This is a genomic window from Agilicoccus flavus (assembly GCF_014857905.1).
GTDB classification, from domain to species: Bacteria; Actinomycetota; Actinomycetes; order Actinomycetales; family Dermatophilaceae; genus Agilicoccus; species Agilicoccus flavus.
Map to the genome: position 1 here is coordinate 1 of NZ_JACYXE010000026.1, position 8,019 is coordinate 8,019.

Here is an 8,019-nt window from a genome sequence, read left to right on the forward strand (position 1 = left end):
CCGGGAAGCTCAGTGTGGAAGAGACCGGTGAGAGACCGGGACACTACCTCCTGCCCGCTCATCGTGTCCGAGCTCAAATTCGAGTGAGCCCCCGGACATCAAGCAGATCGGTGGATCAAGGCTTAACCGTGCCGACATCGTTTAGGATGAAAGTCCAGCGTCGGTCACGCCGATCACATCGGCAGGCTCGGCTGCCGACACTCGAGGAGGAGAGCTTGTGGTGAACCAGCCGCAGACCGATGTCGCCGGCACAGGCACAGACATCTGCGCCGGCAACACTGGAATCGGGGCCCGCTGGCTGAACGGTGCCGTAGCCAGCGGAAGCGTGGCAGCGACTCTTCTGGCCGCCTCGGCCATCGTCTCTGCGCTCTTCGAACCTGCCATGGTGACGGTGGTCGCGGTGGTCGCGGTTTTAGCCGTCGGGGCCGGTCCGCGCCTGCGCCTTGGTGGGCCGTGGACGCCAGCCGATACGGTGACGGCTTGCCGACTGGCTCTGATCGTCGTCTGCATCTGCCAGATCATCCACTCACCTCCTGGTCTGAACTGGTCCGCCGTGATCATCGGTGCACTCGCGCTGGCCCTCGACGGACTCGACGGTTTCGTTGCCCGCCGCACCCAGGTCACCGAGGCGGGAGCCGGATTCGACGAAACGGTCGATGCCCTGTTCATCCTCATTCTCGGCCTCGCCCTCGTCCCGATGTGGGGGTGGTGGACCGCTTTGCCGGGCATGTACTACTACGCCTTCCGCTTCATCACAGTGTTGCGTCCCCAGTGGCAGCAGCGATTGCCGTTTTCACAGATGCGCAAGGTGGTGGCCGCAGCGCAGGGCGTTCTTCTCATCACGGCGGCCTCTCCCCTGGCCCTCGCCCACGAATGGGTGGGCTTCGGTGCGGCCGGACTGGCCCTGGCCGCGCTGACCTGGTCGTTCGGCCGCGATATCGTCTGGCTGGAACGACATGCACGGTGACCGCCATCGGCCCTCCTATACTGCAGGAATGACGTCGAAGCGCACCGGCACCGGGTCCGAATGCATGGAGGCAGGCCCGGTGAGTTCACTGCCCACGGAGCATGGCACGTTCTCGATCAAATCGTTCACGGCCGGCACAGCCACTCATGTGGTCCTGACGATGGGCGACCCGGCCGGTCGTGCGCGACCGCTGGTCCGCGTGCACAGCGAGTGCCTCACCGGTGATGCTCTGGGTTCGCATCGGTGCGACTGCGGGGACCAGCTCGATGCTGCATTGTCTGCCATCGCCGCCGAGGGACACGGAATACTCGTCTATATGGCCGAACATGAAGGTCGCGGAATCGGGCTGGCCGCGAAGCTGCAGGCATATGCGCTCCAGGATGAGGGCATGGACACTGTCAGCGCCAATCGTGCCCTCGGTCTGCCCGACGATGCCCGTGACTATACTGCGGCGGCAGCGATTCTGCGTGAGCTCGGCTGCCCGCGAATTCGACTGCTGACCTCGAATCCGAGCAAACAGCATGCGCTCGAGGATCTGGGCATCGAGGTCGTTTCCCGTGTTCGGGTGCATGTTGCCGACCGGCCGGAGAACAGCGCCTATCTCACCAGCAAACGGCTGCGGATGAACCACGATGTTCCGCCTGCAGCGAAGACAGACGAATCGCGGACTCAGCTGCCCGGAGTCGACGCGGACATCTACGCAGCTCTGACCGCGAACGAAGAGGTCATCGCTCAACTCGCACAGAGTCAAGACGGGTTCATCGCGACCCGCACCGGCGATGCCTGCTTCGTCTCCGGGACCACCGATCGGACCCATCTGCACCGGATCCGCGCACACGTGGGAGCCGTCCTCGTCGGGGCCCAGACCGTCATCGCCGATGATCCGCAATTGACCGTGCGTGCGGTGCACGGCCCCAACCCGGTGCGCGTCGTCCTCGACCCTCATGCCCGTGTTCCGGTCACGTCGACGGTGCTGAGCACCGGCCCGACCCCTACGGTGTGGCTGATCAGCTCCGAGGCGACTCCCGGTGCGGAGGTCGGTGACCACGTTCGCGTGACCCGCCTTCCGCCGGCGGCGTCCCCGCAGGACATCATCGCAGTCATCCGCAGTCAGGTGGCGGGGTCCGTCCTCGTCGAGGGAGGCGGACGCACGGTCTCGTCATTTCTTGCTGCGGGCGCCCTCGACCGCCTTTTCCTCACCACCGCTCCGGTCTTCATCGGTGATGGTGTTCCGGGCATCCGTTTCCACGGGTCCGAGGTGATGGCGAAGGCTCTGCGGAGACCGTTCCGTCGCTTCGAACTCGGTGATGACATGTGCACCGAGTATCTGCTCAGTCCGGCTGCGGTTACTCGTTCGCAATCGAGTCCGGATATGCCGGTGTACGCTTCTGTCGCGTCCCCGCAGTCCATACGGTGACGATTCCGGGCAGGGTCGAGATCATCGCGAGCAGACCGTAGCCGGTCGAGGCTGTCACTGCGGTCCCCATCGATACGGAGATCCCGGCCGCAATGAGGCTGACGCTGAGTTCGCGCACTCCCCATCCGCCGACGCCGATCGGGATGCTCATCGCGGCGAGTCCGACGACCGCGAGCACCGGCACGACGGGTCCCTCGAGTGCTGCCATGGCGATGATGAAGAGCACGAAGAGGGCCGATATGCCCAGTGCCGAGGACAGCCAGATGGCGAGGCTGCGCCGCCAGGCCATTCCGCGCATCCCGCACACGGAGAGGGCCAGGGTCGTCACGGACACGGCTGCGGCCATGAGCGCCAGTCGGCCGGAGATGTCGATGAGACTGAGCGCGGCGGTGGCGAAGAGCAGCGTCGTGGTGCTCAGTCGTTCAGTGCCGACGGCGGCCAGCGGGGACAGCCATGTCTTCGCTCCGGTGTGACGGTAGACGGCTACGCGGGCCGCATCCCCGCCGAGCCCGCCGGGCAGGACCGTATTCAGCAGTGACGAGGAGTAGCAGTCGGCGAGTGCCTGTGCCCAGGAGATGGCAGTGCCTCTGTGTGCGAGCAGCAGTGCCCAGCGGTGCGCCTGGGCGCCGGTCATGATGAATCCGCAGGCGAGCGCGGCGAGGACCGTCCAGACGTTGAGGACCTGCCAGCCATCGACGAGTGCTTGAGCGCCGACGACTCTCACGGTCAACGCCAGCAGCGCGACGGTGATGGCGAGCATGAGCGCCCTCTTCGCCCAGGTCACGTCGTTTCGGTCCCGGTCGGTGTGGTGATTGCGCGAACCGTTGGTGTCTCTCGTTCGCATGCACGGCCGACGGCGTCGATGAGCACGTCGAGGTGGTCGACCCTGACGCTGAGCCCCGAGCCCAGTTGCTTCTGCCGCTGTGTCCACCAGTCCTCTGCGACTGCAGAGAGCCCGGGACGCTCATCAACGGCTGCGTCGAGTCGTTCGGGGAGGAATCTGTTGAGGAAGGTCCGGTCGGCTGGAGCCGCGAGACGCCAGGGGCTGGGGCCCTCGACTGCGGTGAGTCCGTGCCTTCGGGCAAGGTCCATGAGGCGTTCGGGTGCATGGTGACCGAGCCTGCCGTCGCGATGCTGGTGGGCGGTGAAGGCTGCATCGATGACTGCATCGCTGGGATGGTCCGGGTCAAGCTCCCACCCGTCGACGATGCTGAGCAGAAACAGCCCGAGGCCGTCGTGGTCGTCGAGAGAGCGAACGACGGCGGTGAGGTCTGTTTCGGTGAGAACGTCGAGTAGGGCGCTGCAGGTGAGCAGCAGCCGGGATCCATGGAATTCCGATGCGGCGAGGAGCTCAGAACTGAGAGTCGGGAGGCCGGCGATCGGGGCGCAGATCGTGCGAGCGTGCGGAAGCGCCGCTGCCGCATAGTCGAGAGAGGCTTGGTCGGAGTCGAGGAGGATCCAGTTGAGTTCCCAGTCGGGCAGCCGAGCACGCAGCGCAGCGTCGAACCACAGGGCCGAGTTCCCTGTGCCCGCCCCGATGTCGATGGCGAGCAGACGCTTCTCGTCCGATTCCGCTTCTGCACTCAGTCGTGCAACTGCATGATCGATCAGATGCAGCGACTTCTGACGCGCCGCGTCATCGACGGGACGGCGCAGATCCAGCCAGTCGGGTTCGGCCGCAGTCACGAGGTTCTCCTTTGGCTTCCGTCCGTCGGGCGGGGCGGTCCGGGCAGTTCGGCCGCGACCGGTGGTGCGGCCGGAGGTGAGTGTTCGGCTGTGATGCGCACGACCGCGGTGGCGGTGTCGGCCCAGGAGCGAACGGCGTTGGGGCGATTCCGGCGTGCTGATTCGGCAAGTTCGGTGCGGAACCTGTCGTCGGTCAGCCAACGGTGCAGTGCCTGTCTCCACGCCCCGAGGCGCCGCGGAAGGACGAGTCCGGCGCCCAGGGGCTCCTCGGCTCCGGTTCCGGCGGTGACGAAGGCGGGGATTCCGGCCGCGGCCGCCTCGGCGACGACCAGCCCGTACGCCTCCGAGCGTGATGGCAGCAACAGCAGATCGGCGTTGCCGTACAGAGCGTCGATGCCGTCGGGGCTGAGTTCTCCCACGATGTCGGCCCTGCCCTCGGGCAGGTCACGGCAGGCGGCCTGCAGCCGACGGCAGTAATCTGCGTCCGCGAGCGGCCCGGCGAAGGTGACCCGCCATGGCAGTTCCACGGCCGTTTCGTCTCTTGCCCAGGCATCGGCTCGTGCCGAAGACCGGGCGGTCAACTCGGCCGCCGCTTCAGCGATGAGCAGCTGTCCTTTGTTCTCCTCGATTGCGCCGATGCAGACGAAATGGCCCCCGTGGTCGCCTGAGCTCTGTGGGCGGGCAGGGTTTCCGGGCACAGCCACCTCGGTGCCGATGCCGTACCGGGACTCCAGGCCTGCGGCTGTGAACCGGCTTGTGGTGATGACCACTGGTGCGTCGCGGACGACCTGCCGTTCGCGATCGCGACCAGCGCTGTCGTCATTGTCTGCCAAGCAATGGAAGAGCGGGATGAGCGAACCCGGCCCGCCGCGGTGCGCGAGCGCAGGATCGGTCATCAGTTCGGGCAGAGCGGTGGCGATGAGGCCGTCGAGGAGGACGGGTCCCGTCACGGCGGCCATGAGACTCTGCACCGCTTCTGTCTCGGCTCGTCCCGGCTCGGCCCAGGAGCCGGGCACCGAATGGAGCGCGATCCTGGACCCGGCTGCCGCGGCGAGCGCTCGGTTGAATGCCGCTCCCCCGCTGATGCGACCGAGGTCGGGTTCGATGAGGTGAAGGCTCACGTCCGCTCCGGAACGGTATAGGTGATCGCTGCGCGCGGATTCTCCCGCAGCTCGATGCTGATGCCGATCTCGGGTCGCTCAGTCAGAGATTCCGCCAGCTTCCGTCCGATGTATTCGGCGACGGCTTCGGTCGTGCTCAGTCTCTCGGAGAAGTCAGGGTGTTCGTCGAGATTCGCATAGCGCAGAGGGGTCAGAGCCGCGTCGAGCAGGCTCATGGCTTCACCGATGTCGAGGACGACGGAATGCTCGTCGAGGCTCGCGCGGGTGAAGGTAGCCGAGACTTCGAGAGTGGCACCGTGCAGGCCTTGGGCGGGACCGAAGAATTCGTCGGGCAGGCTGTGGGCGATCATCACATGGTCGTTGACTGTGAGTCCGAACATTGTCTTCTCTTTCCTCTCGGGGCAGGTCTGGTTCTTCGCCGCCGGGCGGCAGAGGCATGTGGTTCGACGCATCCTCGGTGCCCGGAAGTCGGTCAGCGGGTGTGGGCGCCCGTGTAGTCGATGACATGACAGAGCGCGGACCGGGCGGGGCCGCTGCCGTCTCTGTCGCTGCCGCTGAGTTCGTCCATGACCGTCGGCAGCTCTCTCCAGCCGGAGATTCCGGTGATCAGGGAATCGAAGCGGTCATCGTTCAGAGCGGCCAGTGCGGCGCTCATCCGTTGGGCGCGGGTGCGCCGCGTTCGGTGTCCGGCGGCAACCTCTCCGACCTGCGAGGCGATGATGCTCAGTCGGCGGGCGTGGAAGTCGGCGCCGAGGGGCACGCTGGGGCTGTCGCTGCCGTACCAGGATGCTTCGATCACGGTGCCGTCGTCACCGGTGAGCTCGAGTCCGCGAGCCAGCCCCGCTTGGCTCCCGGAGGTATGGATGACGACGTCGCAGTCGGCGGAGGCATCGTCCGGCGCGACCGCATTGAGGCCGAGGTCGGCCAGCAGTGTGCGACGGTGTGGGTCGGTCTCGACGATTTCGAGACGGTCGAGCGGCAGTCTGGAGGCCAGCAGTGCGGTGGCCGTACCGATCATGCCCGCACCGATGACGGCGACGCGGTCGGCGAAACGCGGCGGCTGCTGCCAGAGGATGTTGAGGCCGGTTTCGACTGCGCCGGCCAGCAGCGCCCGATGATCGCTGATGCCCTCGGGAATGAGGTGGACATCCTCGGTGGTCACGATGTGGTGGGAGTGGTGCGGCAGCAGGCCGAAGACCCGAGCACCGATCCAGTCCCGCGGTCCTTCGTCGACGATGCCGACACCGAGGTAGCCGTACGACACCGGGAACGGGAAGTCTCCGAGTTGGTGAGGAGCCCGCATCAGGGTTTCGACGCGGGCGGGGATGCGACCGGTGTGGACGAGAGATTCGGTCCCTTTCGAAACCGCGGAGGCGGTGGTGGTGATCCGCAGCTCGTTCCCTGAGTCGGGATTCGCGCGCGGGGTGGGCACTTCACGCCAGCCCCCTTGCCGGGCGGCTTCGGTCCAGTACTGCCAAGCCATATCTCGATCGTACAGGCGCCCCTGCCCTGCGGTGTGCCCCGACGACGCCCGTGACCGTGGTCAGGCTGATAGCCGGCGACCGGACCACTACCCTGGGGCCATGACTGATTTCCTCAAACTGCGGAAGTCCGCCCCGGACGGTTTCTTCGCCGCTGAGGCCGCCGGGCTGAGATGGTTGGCCGAACCGGGTGTGGTTCCCATCGTCGACGTCATCGATCATGGTGTGGATTTTCTGCGGCTGGGCCGTCTCGACGAGGTTGGTCCCTCCGCCGAGGCGGCCGCTTCCTTCGGTCGCAAGCTGGCCCGACTCCACGATGCGGGTGCTCCCGGTTTCGGTTGGTCACCGGCTCCGCAGTCATTCTTCGGCCCTCTCGACCAACCCTTCGAGGTGCCCGCCGAGTCTGTCGGCGACTTCACCGACTATTGGGTCGAGCAGCGTCTGCGTCCTTTGGCTGCGGCGGCAGCCGGGGATCTCATGGGCGAGGATGAGGCCACGGTCGCCTCGGCTATCGATTCGATCTCGACTGGAGCCTTCAGCGGCATCTGCGGTGACGGCGAGGAATCGCCGGCACGTGTCCACGGGGATCTGTGGGCGGGCAACCTCATGTGGACACCGACCGGAGTCACTCTCATCGATCCGGCCGCGCACGGCGGTCACCGGTTGGAGGATCTGGCCCTGCTCGACCTCTTCGGCACCCCGTTTCTCGAGGAGATCTTCTCCGGATACGAGCAGATCCATCCGATGCCGGCCGGCTGGCAGGAGGACCTGCCTGCGCACAGCGTCTTCGCTCTTCTCGCTCATATCCGCCTGTTCGGGCACGGGTTCGTCGGGCAGACGGTCCGTGCCGCCCGGTCGATCATCGCCCGGGCGGAACAGCTGGACCGGTGAGGTCACTTCAAGGAGATCTCCACCGGGTCGGAGAACAGTCCGCCGGCGAAGGTCAGCTTGTTCGGGTCAGCGTCTTCGGGTACATCGAAGACGAGCGCACCCTCGGCGGTGTTTCCGGGGTTGATCTCTTCGAGGAAGAGGATGTTGTCCTCGGCCGCATAGATGCCGGCTTCTGAATCCGCAGAGTAGGTGTTGCCGGCATCATCACCGAGTTTGATGTCGTCTTCGAAGAAAAAGTTCGGATCCGATCCGGTGTTCTTCACCGACAGTTCGATCTGGACGAACTGTCCCTGTGCCTGGGCGTTGAGGAATTCGTCGCCGACCTGTGAGACACCATGAGGCTTATTCACCGCAGCTCAAGCACCCAATAAGGACGGCATGAACCACAATTAAAGCAGAGGCAAGGCGCGGCGCGCCTACATGACGGACGGCTCCTTTCTTGACACGATTTGGGTT

At 65.8% G+C, this 8,019-nt stretch carries 9 protein-coding genes; 3 read left to right on the forward strand and 6 right to left on the reverse strand.

The window, feature by feature from the left end; genetic code table 11:
• Positions 1-220: 220 nt before the first annotated feature.
• Both ICW24_RS18925 and ribA read left to right on the forward strand, forming a co-directional pair.
• Positions 221-967: a CDP-alcohol phosphatidyltransferase family protein gene (locus ICW24_RS18925; protein WP_115260096.1), complete on the forward strand. Its 747-nt coding sequence runs from the start codon at positions 221-223 to the stop codon at positions 965-967.
• Between the two features lie 28 nt (positions 968-995).
• The gene (gene ribA, locus ICW24_RS19830) at positions 996-2,384 is read left to right on the forward strand and encodes a GTP cyclohydrolase II (RefSeq protein ID WP_307781377.1); all 1,389 of its coding nucleotides are present in this window, start codon (positions 996-998) and stop codon (positions 2,382-2,384) included.
• Here ribA and ICW24_RS18940 read toward each other — a convergent pair.
• The 5 genes from ICW24_RS18940 to ICW24_RS18960 form a co-directional block, all read right to left on the reverse strand.
• Positions 2,314-3,144, reverse strand: a complete 831-nt coding sequence (locus tag ICW24_RS18940) for a lysylphosphatidylglycerol synthase transmembrane domain-containing protein (RefSeq protein ID WP_264176817.1) — start codon at positions 3,142-3,144, stop codon at positions 2,314-2,316. The two genes, ribA and ICW24_RS18940, sit on opposite strands and share 71 nt — an antisense overlap.
• A 20-nt stretch (positions 3,145-3,164) precedes the next feature.
• A complete protein-coding gene (locus ICW24_RS18945) occupies positions 3,165-4,070 on the reverse strand; it encodes a class I SAM-dependent methyltransferase (RefSeq protein WP_115260099.1) in 906 nt (301 codons plus the stop codon).
• Entirely contained in the window at positions 4,067-5,191 is a 1,125-nt protein-coding gene (locus tag ICW24_RS18950; RefSeq protein ID WP_119297216.1) for a glycosyltransferase family 4 protein, read from the reverse strand. Before ICW24_RS18950 ends, ICW24_RS18945 begins: the two co-directional genes overlap by 4 nt.
• Positions 5,188-5,571, reverse strand: coding sequence for a 6-pyruvoyl trahydropterin synthase family protein (locus tag ICW24_RS18955; protein WP_115260101.1), 384 nt, complete (start codon positions 5,569-5,571; stop codon positions 5,188-5,190). Before ICW24_RS18955 ends, ICW24_RS18950 begins: the two co-directional genes overlap by 4 nt.
• Positions 5,572-5,663: 92 nt before the next feature.
• Complete coding sequence (locus ICW24_RS18960) at positions 5,664-6,674, reverse strand: zinc-dependent alcohol dehydrogenase (protein ID WP_115260102.1); 1,011 nt, start codon at positions 6,672-6,674, stop codon at positions 5,664-5,666.
• Between the two features lie 100 nt (positions 6,675-6,774).
• On the opposite strand from ICW24_RS18960, the gene ICW24_RS18965 reads away from it, so the two are divergent.
• Entirely contained in the window at positions 6,775-7,563 is a 789-nt protein-coding gene (locus ICW24_RS18965; protein ID WP_119297214.1) for a fructosamine kinase family protein, read from the forward strand.
• 2 nt (positions 7,564-7,565) lie between these two features.
• Here ICW24_RS18965 and ICW24_RS18970 read toward each other — a convergent pair whose 3' ends face one another.
• Positions 7,566-7,913: a DUF4352 domain-containing protein gene (locus ICW24_RS18970; RefSeq protein ID WP_226347283.1), complete on the reverse strand. Its 348-nt coding sequence runs from the start codon at positions 7,911-7,913 to the stop codon at positions 7,566-7,568.
• Positions 7,914-8,019: the final 106 nt, after the last annotated feature.